Source organism: Burkholderia sp. WP9 (assembly GCF_900104795.1).
In the GTDB taxonomy this organism is placed as follows: Bacteria; Pseudomonadota; Gammaproteobacteria; order Burkholderiales; family Burkholderiaceae; genus Paraburkholderia.
This window is the reverse complement of sequence record NZ_FNTG01000002.1, coordinates 2765937-2782691: the sequence shown is the minus strand read 5'-3', so window position 1 is coordinate 2782691 and position 16755 is coordinate 2765937. Positions and strand designations below refer to the sequence as shown.

Sequence of the window (16755 nt, the reverse complement as noted above, 5' to 3'; positions counted from 1 at the left end):
GCGGATGACGGAAACGTGCGCGGCTATTCTTCATGCAAATAGCCGCTGCGCGGCAGAACGGGGCAGAACGGATCAGCGATCATGTGCGATCACGCTCGCTGCGCGAGCCGCCGCACGAATCGATCGCCGACGAACTGCACCGCCGTAACGATCACGATCAGCAGTACGATCACCGTCACCATCACGGTCGTATCGAACCGCTGGTAGCCATAGCGAATCGCCAGATCGCCAAGACCGCCGGCGCCTACCGCGCCCGCCATCGCCGACGAACCGATCATCGCCACCACGGTGATGGTGAAGCCGCCCAGGATGCCCGGCAGCGCCTCAGGCAGGAGCACATGCCAGATGATGTGCCGGCGCTGCGCACCCATGGCCTGCGCGGCTTCGATCAGACCGCGATCCACTTCGCGCAAACTCACCTCCGCCACGCGCGCGAAAAACGGAATCGCCGCGATGCTGAGCGGCACGATCGCGGCCCACACGCCGATCGTCGTGCCGATCAGCAAACGCGTGAGCGGCAACAAGGCGACCAGCAAAATGATGAACGGCGTGGAGCGGAACGCATTGACGAGCGCGCCGAGCGTGCTATTCACCGCCCGCTTCTCGAAGATACCGCCGCGTGTCGTGGTGACCAGCACCAGCGCCAGCGGAATGCCGACCAGCGCCGCGATAAAGGCCGACACGCCGACCATGACGATGGTGTCGCGAATCGCGTCGGCGAGTTCGGAAAGCCACAACTCAGACATAGCCCAATACCTCGACATGGTTCGCATAGCGGCGTGCGCGGTCGAGCAACGTCGCGATCTGCTGTTGCACCGTGGTGTCCGCATTCGCACGCACCTGCGCTGACACCACGAGGCGCCCCTGCGCATGCCCCTGAATCCGGTCGATGCCGCCATGCACGAAACTCACGCGCCCGCCGTCCGCACTCAACGCCGACGCCAGACCGCCGAGATCCGGCTCGCGCGCGTCGACGCCGGTAAAACGCACGTCCAGCAGAATCCGCGCATCCGCTTGCGCGATGTCGTGCAATGGCTTGACACGTTCGGCGAGATCCGCCGGCAAGTCGTGCACCAAGGTGCGCAACAGCGCCCGCGTCGCGTCATGCTGCGGATCGCCGAACACGCGCCACACGGGGCCGGTCTCCACCACTTCGCCACGCTCGATCACGGCAACCGTATCGCAGACCTCGCGAATCACCTGCATTTCGTGCGTGATCAATACGACGGTCAGGTTCAGGCGCTGATTGATATCGCGTAGCAACGCGAGGATGGCTTGCGTCGTTTCCGGATCCAGCGCGGAGGTGGCTTCATCGCACAGCAGAATATCCGGGTCGGTGACCAGCGCGCGCGCAATGCCGACTCGCTGCTTCTGACCACCCGACAGGCTCGCCGGATAAGCATCGCGCTTGGCGGAGAGGCCCACCAGTTCCAGCAATGCATCGACCTTTTTCTCGATGACCGCCTTCGGCACACCGGCGATTTTCAGCGGCAGTGCAATGTTCTCACGTACCGTCTTTGCGGAAAGCAGATTGAAGTGCTGGAACACCATGCCGATACGTCGGCGCAACGTGACCAGTCCGCGCTCGTCGAGTTCGCCGACACTGACGCCGTTCACGCGCACCGCGCCTGAACTCGGCTTCTCCAGGCCGTTGACGAGTCGCAGCAGCGTCGACTTGCCCGCGCCGCTGCGTCCGATAATGCCGAACACTTCGCCCCGCGCCACGTTCAACGTGACGTTGGCGAGCGCCGCGGTCGGCACGCCGCGCGTGTTGGCGAACACCTTGCCGACGTTGTCGAATATCACGGCGGGTTGCGTCGCCGCTGCGTGCGAACCCGCATGCACAGCGAGAGACGGCGCGTCTTCGATGAACTGCGGCGCGTCGAAAAGATTGCCCATGATTTAGCTCCTTTCAGGCTTTCGCAATGGCCAGCGCAGCGGTTTGTATCGCGCGCCGAGGCTGTGCGCCGGCATGCACGCCGCACAGCCGGGCAAGCTCGCCCCTGAATCGCGTCTTGCGCGGCGCCGACGCGGGATCGTCGTCTTCGAACGGTCCACGCATGACGGTGCGCGTTACCAGGCGACGGCGTAGAGATTGCCGAAGGCCTTGTCGAGCGCGGCGCGCACCGCAGGCGAATGCTGATAGATCGAGATGAACTTGCGGATACGCGAGTCGTTCACGCTTTCCGGACGAACCACCCATTGGATCGCGTAGTTTTTGTTTTCGAGGCCGTCGAACAGCAGCGCGCTATTCGGATCGGTGGTGCCCGCGAGCTTGATGAAGCTCGGGTAACCCTGTGCGAGATCGACGTCGTCGAGCGAGCGCGCCAGTTGCGACGCTTCCAACTGGACTATCTTCAGATGCTTCGGGTTGTCGGTAATGTCGAGCGTCGTCGCGCGATAGTCGATGCCCGGCTTCAGCTTGATGAGACCGGCTCGTTGCAGCAGCAACAGACCGCGGCCACCATTGACCGGATCGTTGGCAATCGCAACGGTGGCGCCGTCTTTCAGTTCGTCGAAGCGTTTGATCTTCTTCGAATACAGGCCGATTTTCATGATCGTGCCGGGCGCGATGGCGACAAAGTTATAACCGCCCTGCTTCTTCGCATTCTCCAGAAACGGAATGTGCTGGAAGTAGTTGACGTCGATATCCTTGTTGGCGAGCGCCGCATTCGGCGTGTTCCAGTCGGTGAACTCGATGATCTTCACGTCGAGTCCCTGCTCTTTGGCTTCGTGCGCGGCGATTTTGAGCGCTTCGATTTGCGGACTGGTCGCGGTGCCGATTTTCAGCGTGGACGTGTCGGCCGCTGAAGCAGGCGCGGCTTGCAATGCGAGCGTCAGACCGAAAGCGCTGATCAGCGAGATAGCCGGCGTGTAGAAAAAGTGCCGCACGTTGGATAGAAAAAAGCGCATGGTGAACTCTTGGGATTGGGGCGTGGTGTTGATTCGTGGCGAGCCGATCCACCGGCATACGCCTCCGGGTCGCCAAAGCGTTACGGACTTGCTTCGGGCCAGGAACCGGCACGCCGGACTTATCAGGCAACTGAATTCCGCGACGCGCGGCTCAGCCCTCGCGTGGCAGCGACAGGACGCGCATTCGCTCAGCGCGGACAGCGGAAGGTCGGACAGGTCATCGCCTCTCTCCAGATGAGGTGCGGCTCATCATAGAGGGCGGAAATGCAGCGGTCTACGAAGGGATTTTCGAAAGGAAAGCGGGAAAAATGATTTGGGCATAGCCGCGCCTCGTGGCCTGAGCCGACGTTACAACAATGGCAGCACGTCTGCGCTGGACAACCACGCGCTGGTCTGAACCAGACCCGCGCGGATAAGCCGCTCGAGCAACTCGTCCACCGACCAGGGCGGTCGGCGTTTGCGTGCTCGCAAATCCCTGAATGCAGCCAACGCGCGCTTTTCATTGAGATCGATCAGATCACGAATGAAGACGTCAGGGTGTTTCACTTCGATACGCAGGCTCAACTCCAACTGTTCAGCCGCGAAGTCCTTCAGGTTAAAGGTGACAATCGCATCTGCCCGAGCCGCCACTGCCGTCATGACGACATGGCGGTCTTTCTCATCGACGTCGACAATTTCGCTACTCTCCGGAAGTACCTGTGTTACCAGCGCATCAGGAAACGTACGATCCATAGCGCTGCGAATCGCAGCGATCTTCGGCGCGGCGTCGTTAGCCGCGCTTTTGTCCGCGAAACGGGTTGCGAGATTGCGGGTCCACTCTTCGTGAATGCGAGTGGACCACTTCGGCGCATAGAACTCGTGATCGGCGAAAGTCAGCAATACGTCGCGCACCACCATTGGAAATAGCGAACATGCATCCAGCACGACGGTAAAGCGATCAACCGAAAGCATTACAGATCGTATCCACCTATCGATTCGCTAGTGGCCACGATCTCGTCCAGCGCACTCTTGCGTATTGCACGCATGGTTTCCTTGTAGCGCATGACGTCGTCCATACGCATGCGGCGATGCCGCCCGACCTTTCGGAAGGGCAGCTCACCGGCCTCAAGGCGAGCGATCAGAAATGGCCGCGACACGCCGAGCAAATCTGCCGCCTGCTTGGTGCTCAATTCGGTGTCAGTTGGATAAAGAACGAACACCTGCTCACTGGCCATCATGGCCAGCACACGCGAGAGAACCCGCAACGTGGCGGGCGGAACCTCGATGCGGGCGATATCTCCATGCGCACCCTCTTCGACCAGCGCAACGCTATGCGCGCGTGAGTGATCGAGCGCAGCGCCCATCAGGCGGCTCGCAGCGGACAGCACGGTTGCGTCGTCGTCCGACAGGATGATGCGATCGGGTGTAGCGGTGGCCATATTCGACTCCAGAATACGGTCGAGTATAAACAACAGAGCCCACAAACGCAATAAACGCAACATATGAAACATTCGCAATCAAATCAACACGATATCCCCCTGATTTCTCAACCAGCACATTGAAACGAAAAAAGCCGGGCCGCGCTTTCGCGCGACCCGGCGTCTACCACCCGCTCCTGCTTCGGCTACCTTACCGCTTCGCCACCTGCTGCACGGAAGCGGCCACAGGAGCCGCGGCAGCCACCGAAGCCGAAGCCGGCGCGACGGCGCCCACCGCCGTGTCGGCCGCCCCGTCCCCACTCCAACCACCGCCCAGCGCGCGAATCAGATTAACCGTCGCCACCGCTTGCGTGCCCGACAAATGGCTCGCCTGCAGTTGCGAAATCAGCACCTGCCGTTCGCCGTCGATCACGTCCAGGTAGCTGACCGCACCTTCCGTGTACTGCGTACGCGACAGATGCGCCGCCCGTTGCGATGCCTGCACCGCATTGTTCTGCTCGCGCATCTGATCGTCGAGCAGGCGCAGATCGGCCAGGTTGTCTTCGACCTCACGGAATGCCACCAGCACCTGCTGACGATACTGCGCCACGTCCTCGTCATACTTCGAACGGGCCTGCGCGAGGTTCGCCTTGCGGCGGCCGCCGTCGAACAAAGGCAGCGTCAACGCCGTGCCCGCAAACGGCCCGAGAATGAACGCGCGGCTCGACCACATGAAAAGATTGCCGAGCGTCGCCGATTCAAAACCAGCCGCGCCGGTGATATCGAGCTTCGGGAAGAACGCCGATTTGGCAAGACCGACTCGCGCATTCGCGGCCTGCATCGCGCGTTCCGCCGCCGAAATATCCGGCCGGCGTTCAAGCAATGCCGAGGGCAGACCCGGCGGCACACGCACCGTCACCGGAACGAGCGGCGCTTCCGCGAAAGAGAAATCCGCTGGCGGCTTGCCAAGCAGAATCGCAAGGCTGTGCTCCGACGCCGCGCGCTGACGCGCCACGCCCACGGCATCCGCTCGCGCACTCGCGAGTTCATTGCGAGCCCGCGACACATCCAGCTCGCCGATATCGCCTTCCCTGAAACGCCGCTCGACCAGTTTCAGCGTGTCTTCGCGCAGCGCCACAGTACGGCGGTACAGATCCTGATCCGTATCCAGCTCACGCAACTGGAAGTAGTTCTGCGCGACGTCCGCCTGCAACGAGAGTTGCACGGAACGGAACAGCGCCTCGCTTTGCTGCTCGTCCGCACGCGACGCGTTCACGTTTGAGCCGACCCGCCCGAACAGATCCGCTTCGTACGACGCGCCGACTTGCGCGCGCCAGATCGTGCCGTTCGTGCCGCCCGCGCTATCCGGCTGGAATTGCGATGCCGCGGAGGCACGCTCGCGGGTCGGGCCGAAGCCCGCGTCGAGCTTCGGGAACCAGTCGGACTTCGCCGCCTGCGTCACCGCCCGCGCCTGCTGCACGCGCGCCGCGGCCGCCTTCAGATCCTGATTGGCGGCGGCCGCCTGCTCTTCGAGCGCATTGAGTTGCGCGTCGCCGAAAATCGTCCACCATTCGCCGCGATGCGCGTCGTCTGCGGGCTGCGCCTGCTTCCACGTGCCGTTCTCCTGCGCCGCCGCACCCGATATTGCACCCGACGTAGCCGACGGCGCCGAAGCAGCCGGCGCTTCCTTGAACGCCACCGGCGTATCCACTTCCGGCCGCTTGTACGTGGGTTCCACGGAGCAGGCGGCGAGCAACGCGACCAGCAAACCGCTGGTAGCCGCCCGGCCCCACCCACTCAAAGATTCAAAGCGTTTCATTATTGTTTTCTCCTCAGGCGTCCGTCACCGGCGCGCCGTAGTGCGGCGAATCCTTCTGCGCGACGTGAATCGTTCCACCCGCCAGCGTACGCAGCACCACATAGAACACAGGGGTCAGCATCAAGCCGAACAGCGTGACGCCGAGCATGCCGAAGAACACCGCGATACCCATTGCGTGACGCATCTCCGAACCCGCTCCGCTCGACAACACCAGCGGCACCACGCCCATGATGAAAGCGATCGACGTCATCAGAATCGGCCGCAGACGCAAGCGGCTCGCTTCGATCGCCGCGGAGAGCGGCGTATGCCCGTCGTGCTCCAGTTCACGAGCGAACTCGACGATCAGAATCGCGTTCTTCGCCGACAAACCCACCAGCACCATCAACCCAATCTGCGTGAAGATGTTGTTGTCGCCTCCCGTGAGCCACACGCCGGTCAGCGCGGACAGCACGCTCATCGGCACGATCAGGATCACCGCGAGCGGCAGCGTCAGGCTTTCATACAGTGCGGCGAGCACGAGGAACACGAGCAGCACGCTGATCGGGAACACCCACAAGCCTGCATTGCCGGCCAGAATCTGCTGATACGTCAGGTCGGTCCATTCGAGCTTCACACCGCGCGGTAGGACTTCCGCCGCCACGCGTTCCGCCGCCGCTTGCGCCTGCCCCGACGAGAAGCCGGGCGCCGGTCCACCGTTGATGTCGGCAGCCGTGTAGCCGTTGTAGCGGACCACCATTTCCGGACCGAACGTCGGCGTCACCGTCACCAGCGACGACAACGGCACCATGTCGCCTGCGGCATTGCGCGTCTTCAGTTGCAGGATGTCGTCGGCGCGTTGACGGAACGGCGCATCCGCCTGCACCCGCACCTGATACACGCGGCCGAAACGGTTGAAGTCGTTCACATACAGCGAGCCGAGATAGATCTGCATCGTGTTGAACACGTCCGTGACCGGCACGCCGAGTTGCTTTGCCTTCACGCGATCCAGGTCCACGTTCAATTGCGGCACGTTGATCTGATAGCTGGAGAAGGTCGGGCCGAGTTCAGGCGTCTGCGCCGCCTTCTTCACGAATGCCTCCGCTGCCTTGTTCAACTCCGCGTACCCGAGCGCGCCGTGATCTTCCAACTGCATCTTGAAGCCGCCAAGCGTGCCGAGACCGAGCACGGGTGGTGGCGGGAACACCGCGACGAACGAATCCTTGATCGCACCGTATTGCTGGTTCAGCGCACCGGCAATCGCACCGGCCGAGAGCTTTTTGTCGCCACGATCCTTGAAGGGCTTGAGCGTGACGAACACGATGCCCGCGCTGGAGCTATTCGTGAAGCCGTTCACCGAGAGTCCCGGGAACGCCACCGCGCTCTCCACGCCAGGCTGCTTCAGTGCAATCGAGCTCATGTCGCGAATCACCTTCTCCGTGCGATCCAGCGACGCACCGTTCGGCAATTGCGCGAAGGCAATCAGATATTCCTTGTCCTGCGCCGGCACGAAGCCGCCCGGCACCACACGCGAGATCAGCACGGTCGCGCCCAGCAGGATCGCGTACACCGCGAGCATCGCACCCTTACGGCGCAGCACGCCAGTCACGCCACGGCCATACTCGGTCGAACCGCGATGGAAGACCTTGTTGAAACGCTTGAAGAAACCGCCCAGCAGGCGATTCATCACGCGCGTCAGGAAGTCTTCCTTCGCGCCATGGCTGCGCAACAGCATCGCGGACAAGGCCGGCGACAGGGTCAGCGAGTTGAACGCGGAGATCACCGTCGAGATCGCGATGGTCATCGCAAACTGCTTGTAGAACTGGCCCGTCAAACCCGTCATGAACGCGAGCGGCACGAACACGGCAACCAGCGTGAGCGCAATGGCGATAATCGGCCCGCTCACTTCCTGCATCGCCTTGTACGTCGCGTCGCGCGCACTCAGCCCGTTTTCGATGTTCCGCTCGACGTTCTCCACCACCACGATCGCATCGTCCACCACGATCCCGATGGCGAGCACCATGCCGAACAATGACAACGCGTTGATCGAGAAACCGAACGCGAGCAGCAGCGAGAACGTTCCCACGATCGACACCGGCACGGCGATCAACGGAATGATCGACGCGCGCCACGTTTGCAGGAACACGATCACCACGATCACCACCAACGCAATCGCTTCGAGCAGCGTATGCACGACCGCCTCGATACTCGAACGCACGAACTGCGTCGGGTCGTAGACGATCTTGTATTCGACGCCCGCCGGCATGTCTTCCGCGAGTTCCTTCATCGCGGAGCGCACCTGATCGGAAATCGCGAGCGAGTTCGCACCCGGCGCCTGGTTGATGGCGAGCGCCACCGCCGGCTTGTTGTCGAGCAGCGAACGCAGGCCGTATTCCGAGGCCGCGAGTTCGATTCGCGCGATATCTTTCAGGTAGGTCACGCCGCCGTCCGGCGTGGTCTTGACGATAATGTCGCCGAATTCACCCTCGGTCTTCAGACGGCCGCGCGCATTCACCGACAACTGCAACTGCGTGCCCGGCACCGAAGGCGATGCGCCGATCACACCGGCCGCCACCTGGATGTTCTGCTCACGGATCGCGTTGACCACTTCGGTCGCCGTCAAACCGCGTTGCGCCACTTTCTGCGGATCGAGCCACACGCGCATCGCGTAGTCGCCCGAACCCCACAACTGCACTTCGCCGACACCCTGAATCCGCGCGAGCCGATCCTTGACGTTCAACAGCGCGTAATTGCGCAGATACGTCATGTCATAGCGATTGTTCGGCGAGATCAGGTGGACCACCATGGTCAGCGTGGGCGAGCTCTTGATCGTCGTGACGCCCAGACGCTGCACGTCTTCCGGCAGGCGCGGCAGCGCCTGGTTGACGCGGTTCTGCACGAGCTGCGTCGCGAGGTCCGGATTGGTGCCGAGCTTGAAGGTCACCGTGAGCGTGAGATTGCCGTCGCTATTCGCTTGCGACTGCATGTACAGCATGTTCTCGACGCCGTTGATCTGCTCTTCGAGCGGCGAGGCGACCGCCTCGGCGATCACCTTCGGATTCGCACCCGGATACTGCGCGTGCACCACCACCGAAGGCGGCACGACTTCCGGATACTCCGAGATCGGCAGCTTGAAGAGCGAAATCACGCCCGCCAGCAGGATCAATACCGATAGCACGCCGGCAAAGATCGGCCGATCGATGAAGAATTTGGATATGTTCATTGGAAGCTCTTAACGTTGGAGCATGCGCCGCGCAGTCAGGCCACGGCGCGCGAGGCTCACGAGTTCTTGTCCGCTTTGGTGCGCGTCTGCGCTTGCGCCTGTGGCTGCGCTTTCGGCTGCGATTGCGTCTGTGCAAGCGGCGCGCTGTTCGGATCCTGATCGGTCGTCATGGGCACCATATGGGCGCGCACCGCATCGCCAGGACGCACACGCTGGATGCCGTTCACGACGATCCGGTCGGTGGCTTTCAGGCCGCCCTTCACCACACGCAGATTGCCCTGCATGCCGCCTACCGCGATCTCGCGATAGACGACGTGATTGCCCGCGTCCACCACCAGCACGAATTTCTTGTCCTGATCGGTGCCCACCGCGGCGTCGTCGATCAACAGCGCAGGGTGCGGTTCGCTGCCGCCGACCTTCACGCGCGCATACAGACCGGGAATCAGTGCACCATCCTGGTTGTCGAAACGCGCGCGCACGCGGATCGTGCCCGACGAGGTGTCGAGCCGGTTGTCCACCGACTCGATCACGCCGCTGCGCGAGTAGCCGCTCTCGTCCGCGAGACCGAGTTCCACCGGCACCTTGCTGCCGTCTTTCGCGCGGCTCAGGTATTGCAGATAGGTCTGTTCGTCCGCGTCGAACGACGCGTAGATCGGCGAAACCGACACCAGCGTGGTGAGCGGCGCCGCGCTGGCGCCCGCCGAAATCACGTTGCCCACCGTGATTTCCGCACGCGAGACGCGGCCCGACACCGGCGCGACGATCTTCGTGTAGCCGAGATTGATGCGGGCGGTTTCGAGCGCGGCTTGCGCGGCCTTCAGGTTCGCGCTCGCTTCACGCGCGGCGTTCTGCTTCTCGTCGTAGTCGCGCTTGGCGATCGCGTTGTCGGCGATCAAACGTTGCGCGCGCTCCCAATCGCTTTGGGTGTAGCCCGTGCGTGCCTGCGCGGCGGCAAGCTGCGCTTCGGCGCGATCCACTTCGGCGGCATACGGACGCGGGTCGATCACGAACAGCGTGTCGCCTTTCTTCACGAGCGCGCCGTCCTTGAAGTTGACGGACACGATGGTGCCCGGCACCTGCGATCGCACGTCCACTTTCTCGACGGCTTCGAGACGGCCCGAATAGCTTTGCCAATCGGTGATGGTTTTCTGCACGACGGTGGCGACATCGACTTCCGGCACGATGGTCGGCGCGGCGGGCGAACTCGCATCCACGCGGATCGCGCCGAACGTGCCCAGCCCGGCCACGGCGATGACGACGAGTGCGGCAATCGCCACACGGCGACGGGAAAGAGGAAGGATAGTCATGTGAAGCTCCCGGTATCGTTGATCAAAGTTCTGCTTGTTTCTGCTTATTTCTGTTCTATCGATGGGCGCGCGCGTCGAAACGCCACTGAAAAAATCGCACCGCTTCCTGCAAGGCGGGCGGATGATCGGCCAACGCGGCATGCGACACACTCGGATAGCGGACCACCTGGGTCAGCACTCCGGCGTCGATCAGACTGCTGGCGTATTTCTCCGCTTCCACGTGCAGCACGTCGTTTTGCGCCGTCGCGATCAGCGTGGCGGGCAGCCCCGCGAGGCGCGACGATTCGAGCGGCGCGGCATACGGATGCATGCGCTGCGACGCTTGCGGCAGATACGCGCGATAACACGCCGCGCACTCTTTCGCGGTAATGTCCGAACCGAGGCGCTTTTCGTCACCCAGGCGCGTGAGGCTCGGATCGAGCATCGGCCCGAACAGCGCCTGCGCGGAAATGCGCACGTCGCCACGATCGCGCGCAATAAAGGCGAGGCAATTGGCCAGCTGGCCGCCCGCATCGTGACCGGCCACACCCACCTTCTTGCTGTTGCCGCCGAATGCACGCGCTCGCGTTTGCACCCACAGCGCCGCGCGGTGCGCGTCTTCAGGCGCGGCCGGAAACGGAAACTGCGGCGCGAGCGAATAGCCCACCGACACGACGAGAGCCGGTAAGTGTTCTGCGAAATAACGCGAGGCGTAATCGGCCTGTTCGATCGATCCCTTCGTAAATCCACCACCGTGGAAATAAAGCAGTACCGGCAATGCGGTTTTTTTTGCCTGCCGGTACAGGCGTAACGTGATGTCCTGCGCGTGTCCTTCGATCTGCACGTCAGTGACTTCCAGTGCCGTGCTGTCGGCCTCTGCCGGCTCGCTGCCAGTGGGCACGAAGGAGTACGGCGGTTTAAATGCTTCCATGTCGAGCCGCGCAATGCGCATAGAACTTCAATGGTGCGAATTGTGGGTTCAGCAGACTCGTAAATAAATGCCTATAATCCGGCAACACAATTCGGCGCCCCTGAACAATCGAATGCGATTGTCTGCGGATTCGCGGTGGAGTCCATTCCTGCTCGGTGCGCCCGCCCCTATTGGAGGTCTGCAATGGACCGGCTTCAGGCCATGCAAGTGTTCACACGTGTCGTCGACACCAACAGCTTTACCCGCGCAGCGGAAACGCTCGACCTGCCGCGCGCATCGGTTACCACGATTATTCAGAACCTCGAAGCGTTCCTCGGCACGCGTCTGATGCATCGGACCACGCGGCGCCTGTCGCTCACGCCGGACGGCGCGGCGTACTACGAACGCTGCGTGCGTATCCTTGCGGACGTTGAAGAAACCGAGGCCAGTTTTCAAAGCGGCAATAAAAAGCCGCACGGCAAGCTGCGCATCGACATGCCGGGGTCGATTGGCCGCCTGCTGGTGATTCCTTCGCTGTGTGAATTCCACACGCGCTATCCGGACATCGACCTGCAACTCGGCCTGACGGACCGGCCGGTGGATCTGTTGCAGGAAGGCGTGGACTGCGTGGTGCGGGTTGGCGCGCTACAGGATTCCTCGCTAGTGGCACGCCGTATCGGTTTGTTCGAGGGCGTGACCTGCGCGGCCCCCGATTACATCGGGCGCGCGGGCATGCCCACTTCGCTCGAAGACCTGGAGAATCACAAAGCAGTCAATTACTTTTCGAGCCGCACGGGGCGCACGCTCGATTGGGCCTTCATGGTTGACGGCAAAGAAGTCGAAGTGAAAATGAAGAGCATCGTGTCGGTGAACGACGCCGATGCCTACGTGACGTGCGGGTTGGAAGGCTTCGGACTGATTCAGCCGGCGCTCTTCATGGTGCTGCCGCATCTGCGTTCGGGCCAACTGGTGGAAGTCCTGCCGGAGCTGAAACCTTTGCCGATGCCGATTTCCGCAGTCTATCCGCACAGCCGGCATCTGTCGCCTAAAGTCCGCGTTTTCGTAGACTGGATCGCGGAGTTGTTCGACCGTTGCCCGTTGCTGAGCGGACGCGGCAGTCTCGACGCAACCTGTACGATGCGCACTTTCGAAGAACGCGAGTCGGCACCGAGTCTCGACACGCCGGTGATAACGGAATGGGTCGCGTGATCGACTCGGCTTGAAGTACAGATTCTGAAACAGTGAATTCCAACCGCGGCTCTAATGCCGCGGTTTGCTTATCCAGCACCGTAATTACTACGGTTTAACGCAGCGTTTTCGCGATTGTTCTGGAAACACGACAATTCATTTCGCGAAAGTGCGATTTATCCGCCCTGCCTCAAAGTCTACATTTCACCCTGTCGCAGCGCCGCTAGTGCTGCAAACGAATCGACAGGAGTGAATCATGAAACGCAATCTCTTGGCAGGCCTGGCTCTTTCGCTGCTCGCGAGCGCTCCGGTGTTTGCCCAAAGCAGCAGCGGCGGCATTGGCCGCGCCGGCACTTATGAAACACAACCCACGCCGACCACCAGCGCGAAAACGCGTGAAGAAGTGAAGGCGGAACTCGTCGCGGCCTATCGCGATGGTTCGCTGCCCGCTCTGAATCGTACGACCTATCCGAACAAAGGCCTGATCGGTCAGACGCAGGCTGCACGGATCGCATTGCAGGAAGGCAGCAACGGCGACGTCACACGCGTGGCCGACGGACAGTAAAACGAACCTGTTGCAATGATTCGGTTTCCAAAAGAAATAGTCATTGCGGCGCTTTCATGCACTCTTCAAAAAGGAGCACATCATGACCCCCTCTGAACTCGACCATTGGGATACTGACACGCCAGTGTGGACGCCGTACCGCGCGCCGCAGCACTAAGTGTCGAAAGTAGCGGCACGTACCCGCGGATCCTGTGCGCGGGTACACACGCATTTGAAGACGCCTAGCGCTTGGGCACGCCGTCGCGCCACTCGCCCCAATGGGTGGCGATATCCTGCACGAGCGGATTGCCCGAGAGGAACAGGTTCTGGATAGCGATCGTAAAGCCGCCTTGCGCAGCGTAGTTCAGCAGGTTGTCCGCGCTCGTCTGTCCATCGTACGGGCGGTCGAAATCGGAGCCGGCCCGCAGCACGGCGACGCGATTCAAATCCACCTTATGGACCGAGGCCGCGCGTTTGAGCGCCTCGTAAGTGGCGTTATCCTCCTGCTGCGTCGTGCAGTAGACGCCCTTGCCATCGGTCAGGATCTTGGTCCAGTCGCGCGCGCGCTGCCCGAGCAACGTGCCTGACCACCAGGTATCGCCTGCCAGCGTGTCGCACTGAATCACAGTGGGCGGCCGATTGGCGGGCGCATACGAATACTTGGCCCGCGCGGCCTGAGCCTGCACGTTATCGGACAACGTCACGCTACGCGACAAGGCGAACGCCGTGTCCGCGAGCCGGGTGTTCAACTGGAATACTTCAGTGCGGTAGTCGAGCGGCGGCTTGGCGGTAGGACTCGTGGTATTGATGCCGAGGTAGCCCGTCGTCCAGCCGGGTGGAATTTCACGCCCGTCTATCTCCCACTGAATCCCGAAGTCGACCAGATACTTCGCCCAAGCTGCGGACCCGACCGTTCCCTGCTGCGGATCGATCCCCGCAATACCGGCCACCATGAAGTAGGTATGCCGCAAATCGAAACGCGGCGAGAACGTCAACGCCATGATCGACGCAGCAGCGTTGCTGTGCCCCATGCCGGTGGTCATCACGCACACGTCCTGCTTGTTGCAATGGACCGTCGGGTAATCGGGCGACAAACCGTCCACGGCGATGTCGCGCCAGGGCCCGAGGTTGTCGAGCCACACCTGCCCTTCCGGCCCGAACATCGAAATGATCATCACCTTGACGGGCCGCCCTCGCGAGCCGCCGTCGTCATGCGAGAAACCGTCGTTGTCGTCCGCACTCGCCGGTCCGGACGAAAAGGCCGCACATGCCGCGAGTGTAATGGCGGCACTAGCGCCGAGTGAACGAGTCAGCATCGTGATCTTCCTTTTTTGCTTGTGATGCAGGTTGGGAGAGAGTGCTGCTTTCAAGCCGAAAGAAGTATAGGTGCGAAGAAATTATTTTCCACTACACGATGCACTATCGGTTCACGTTTCCGCACGCCGCCGCGCAGCTATGCGAATCGGCTCCGCACACGCTTTTCGCCGTTTTCCTATAATCGGGCGTCCGCAGCGCGCCCGAGGGCAACTCACTCGGGCGCGCACCGGGTTTGTGCAGTTAACAGCAGGAGCACCACGATGGACTATGTGAAACTCGGCCGTACCGGCCTCGATGTATCGCGTCTTTGTCTCGGCTGCATGAGCTATGGTGTGCCGTCTCGCGGCACTCATCCCTGGTCGCTCGACGATGAGGCCGCGCGGCCCTTCATCAAGCAGGCGCTCGATCACGGCATCAATTTCTTCGATACCGCGAATGTCTATTCCGACGGCACGAGCGAGGAAATCGTCGGCCGCGCGCTGAAGGACTTTGCGAAGCGCGACGAGATCGTGCTCGCCACCAAGGTGAATAGCCGCATGCATCCGGGCCCGAACGGCGCAGGCCTGTCGCGCAAGGCCATCATGGCGGAAATCGATAACAGCCTCAGGCGCCTCGGCACGGATTACGTGGACCTGTACCAGATCCATCGGTGGGACTATGGCACGCCGATCGAAGAAACCATGGAAGCGCTGCACGATGTCGTGAAGGCCGGCAAGGCGCGCTATATCGGCGCATCGTCTATGTATGCGTGGCAGTTCGCGAAGGCGCTGCACGTGGCCGAGCGCAACGGCTGGACGCGCTTCGTGACGATGCAGAACTACGTGAATCTGCTCTACCGCGAGGAAGAGCGCGAAATGTTGCCGCTATGCGAGAGCGAGGGGATCGGTGTGATTCCGTGGAGCCCGCTCGCGCGCGGCCGCCTGACGCGTGACTGGAACACGGAAAGCGCGCGCTCCGAAACCGATGAATTCGGCCGTACGCTCTATGCGCACACGGAGGACGCGGATCGGCGGATTGTCGAACGGGTCAGCCAGATCGCCAACAAGCGCGGCGTGCCGCGCGCGCAAGTCGCGCTAGCGTGGGTGTTGCAGAAAAAGCCGATCACCGCGCCGATCGTCGGCGCAACCAAACTGCATCATCTCGACGATGCGGTGGCCGCGCTCTCATTGAACTTGAGCGCGGAGGAAATCGGCCGCCTCGAGGAGCTGTACGTGCCGCACGCGGTGACCGGGTTCAAGTAAGCGGCGCGCGTGCCGCTCAAACGCGCGGCACGTCCGGTTCGAAAAACACCCAGCGGACTTGTGGAAACGTGGTCTGCAAGTCCTCTTCGATTACGTTGATCGCATCGATCATCGCGCGCCCGCTTGCGTAGTCGATCATTTCCGCCTGCACGGCCACCACGACATGCCGGCCCCATTGCAGCGTGATCATATTGATGATGCTGCGAATCTCGGTGCGCCCGCGCAGATGTGCCTCGATCGCTCGCCGCACCTCGGGGCTCGCCGATTCGCCAACGATCATCGACTTTACTTCGCGCGCCACCAGCCATGCGATCAACATCAGCAGCAGGCCGACGCCGATAGAGCCGAGCGCGTCATAGACCGGATTGCCGGTCACGAGCGTAAGCAGCACGGCAACGAAGGCCATCGCCAGGCCCGCGAGCGCGGCGATGTCCTCGCCCGCCACCACGAGCAGTTCGGACTCGCGCGTCTCGCGAAACCAGCGCCACATGTTCTTGTCGGGATGCGTCTTGCGGATTTCCTTCACCGCGCCCCACAGGGAAAGCGCCTCGAGGACCACGGACACGCCGAGCACTACCAGCGCCACATACGCATACTGCAGAGGCTCGTGCACGAACAGACGATGCACGCCCTCATAGACCGAGAACGCGCCGCCGACAAAGAACAACAGCAGCGCGACCAGCAGCGAATAGAAGTTGATCTCGCGCCCGCTGCCCATGGGATGCAGCGGGCTCGCCGGCTTACGCGCTTCGCGCAGTCCGAATAGCAGCAGCAGTTGATTGCCGCAGTCGGCGGTCGAGTGAATGGCCTCGGCGAACATCGAGCCGGAACCGGTGAATGTGGCAGCAGCGAACTTACAGATGGCGATGCCGAGGTTGGCGGCGAGCGCATAGAAAATGGCTTTCGGCGATTCTTCTTTCATCGTCGTGGCGGGCGTCCGT

14 protein-coding genes are annotated in these 16755 nt (G+C 62.1%); 3 read left to right on the top strand and 11 right to left on the bottom strand.

The genetic code is table 11. The features are described 5' to 3' along the window. Positions 1-89: 89 nt before the first annotated feature. The 9 genes from BLW71_RS33495 to BLW71_RS33455 form a co-directional block, all read right to left on the bottom strand. On the bottom strand, positions 90-746 hold the full coding sequence (locus BLW71_RS33495) for a methionine ABC transporter permease (RefSeq protein ID WP_091807296.1): 657 nt from the start codon (positions 744-746) through the stop codon (positions 90-92). Continuing rightward, positions 739-1899, bottom strand: a complete 1161-nt coding sequence (locus BLW71_RS33490; RefSeq protein ID WP_091807293.1) for a methionine ABC transporter ATP-binding protein — start codon at positions 1897-1899, stop codon at positions 739-741. Before BLW71_RS33490 ends, BLW71_RS33495 begins: the two co-directional genes overlap by 8 nt. A gap of 174 nt (positions 1900-2073) precedes the next feature. After that, positions 2074-2913, bottom strand: coding sequence for a MetQ/NlpA family ABC transporter substrate-binding protein (locus BLW71_RS33485; RefSeq protein ID WP_091807291.1), 840 nt, complete (start codon positions 2911-2913; stop codon positions 2074-2076). A gap of 348 nt (positions 2914-3261) precedes the next feature. Beyond that, a complete protein-coding gene (locus tag BLW71_RS33480; protein ID WP_091807289.1) occupies positions 3262-3864 on the bottom strand; it encodes a PIN domain-containing protein in 603 nt (200 codons plus the stop codon). Beyond that, entirely contained in the window at positions 3864-4331 is a 468-nt protein-coding gene (locus BLW71_RS33475; RefSeq protein ID WP_091809186.1) for an excisionase family DNA-binding protein, read from the bottom strand. The genes BLW71_RS33480 and BLW71_RS33475 overlap by 1 nt, the downstream gene beginning before the upstream one ends. A gap of 190 nt (positions 4332-4521) precedes the next feature. Next, a complete protein-coding gene (locus tag BLW71_RS33470) occupies positions 4522-6129 on the bottom strand; it encodes an efflux transporter outer membrane subunit (protein WP_091807287.1) in 1608 nt (535 codons plus the stop codon). A gap of 13 nt (positions 6130-6142) precedes the next feature. Next, positions 6143-9328, bottom strand: coding sequence for an efflux RND transporter permease subunit (locus tag BLW71_RS33465; protein WP_091807285.1), 3186 nt, complete (start codon positions 9326-9328; stop codon positions 6143-6145). A gap of 56 nt (positions 9329-9384) precedes the next feature. Beyond that, on the bottom strand, positions 9385-10635 hold the full coding sequence (locus BLW71_RS33460) for an efflux RND transporter periplasmic adaptor subunit (protein ID WP_091807283.1): 1251 nt from the start codon (positions 10633-10635) through the stop codon (positions 9385-9387). Between the two features lie 55 nt (positions 10636-10690). Next, the gene (locus BLW71_RS33455; RefSeq protein WP_091809182.1) at positions 10691-11545 is read right to left on the bottom strand and encodes an alpha/beta hydrolase; all 855 of its coding nucleotides are present in this window, start codon (positions 11543-11545) and stop codon (positions 10691-10693) included. A 183-nt stretch (positions 11546-11728) separates the two neighbouring features. On the opposite strand from BLW71_RS33455, the gene BLW71_RS33450 reads away from it, so the two are divergent. Both BLW71_RS33450 and BLW71_RS33445 read left to right on the top strand, forming a co-directional pair. Beyond that, positions 11729-12733, top strand: a complete 1005-nt coding sequence (locus tag BLW71_RS33450; RefSeq protein WP_091807280.1) for a LysR family transcriptional regulator — start codon at positions 11729-11731, stop codon at positions 12731-12733. Positions 12734-12968: 235 nt separating this feature from the next. Then, positions 12969-13277: a DUF4148 domain-containing protein gene (locus tag BLW71_RS33445; protein ID WP_091807278.1), complete on the top strand. Its 309-nt coding sequence runs from the start codon at positions 12969-12971 to the stop codon at positions 13275-13277. Positions 13278-13498: 221 nt separating this feature from the next. Here BLW71_RS33445 and BLW71_RS33440 read toward each other — a convergent pair whose 3' ends face one another. Beyond that, on the bottom strand, positions 13499-14572 hold the full coding sequence (locus tag BLW71_RS33440; protein WP_091807276.1) for a purine-nucleoside phosphorylase: 1074 nt from the start codon (positions 14570-14572) through the stop codon (positions 13499-13501). Positions 14573-14833: 261 nt separating this feature from the next. Between BLW71_RS33440 and BLW71_RS33435 the strand changes: the two genes are divergently transcribed. Then, positions 14834-15814 carry an aldo/keto reductase gene (locus BLW71_RS33435; RefSeq protein WP_091807274.1) on the top strand — a complete coding sequence of 327 codons (981 nt, stop codon included), beginning with the start codon at positions 14834-14836 and terminating at the stop codon, positions 15812-15814. Positions 15815-15830: 16 nt separating this feature from the next. On the opposite strand, the gene BLW71_RS33430 is transcribed toward BLW71_RS33435, so the two are convergent. Then, positions 15831-16736 (bottom strand): cation diffusion facilitator family transporter, encoded by a 906-nt coding sequence (locus BLW71_RS33430; RefSeq protein ID WP_091807272.1) that lies wholly within the window; start codon positions 16734-16736, stop codon positions 15831-15833. Positions 16737-16755: the final 19 nt, after the last annotated feature.